Below are 610 nucleotides of genomic sequence, written 5' to 3'. Positions count from 1 at the left end.
CATCGCTACGATTACTGTTACTCCTACGGCGACTACATGTCCGGGTGCTCCTAAAACCTTCACCATCACGGTGAACCCAACGCCAACGGTAGCGGTGCCTTCATCTTTTGAAGTGTGTAATGACGTGACCACAGCACCAATTATCTTTGCACAAGTTGCAGGTAAAGAGGTGACGGGGACTACCTTCAGCTGGACAAATGATAATCCCGGTATTGGCCTTGCGGGATCGGGTAATGGAAATATTCCTGGCTTTAAAGCGATCAACCTGACCAATGCACCAATTATCGCGACAATTACCGTTACCCCAACAGCTACATCATGTCCGGGTGAAGCGAAAACATTTACGATCACGGTGAACCCAACGCCAACAGTAGCATTGCCTTCTTCTTTTGAAGTGTGTAATGATGCGACCACTACGCCGGTTACCTTTGTACAGGTTGCAGGAAAAGAAGTCAATGGAACGACCTTTAGCTGGACAAACGACAAACCAGGTATAGGCCTTGCGGGATCAGGCACTGGAAATATTGCTGGCTTTAAAGCAATCAACCTGACCAATACACCAATTGTTGCAAAAATTACCGTTATTCCTACAGCTACAGGTTGCCCGGGT

General features: G+C 47.5%; 1 protein-coding gene. It reads left to right on the top strand.

The genetic code is table 11. From position 1 onward, the window contains the following. Positions 1 to 610: PKD-like domain-containing protein (locus OQX62_RS25055; RefSeq protein ID WP_265834415.1), on the top strand; the 610-nt coding region annotated here is incomplete at both ends.

The sequence above is a fragment of the Pedobacter sp. MR2016-24 genome (assembly GCF_026239655.1).
Lineage (GTDB): Bacteria > Bacteroidota > Bacteroidia > Sphingobacteriales > Sphingobacteriaceae > Pedobacter.
Note: the sequence above shows the minus strand (reverse complement) of the source record. Positions and strands in the feature narration are given on the sequence as shown.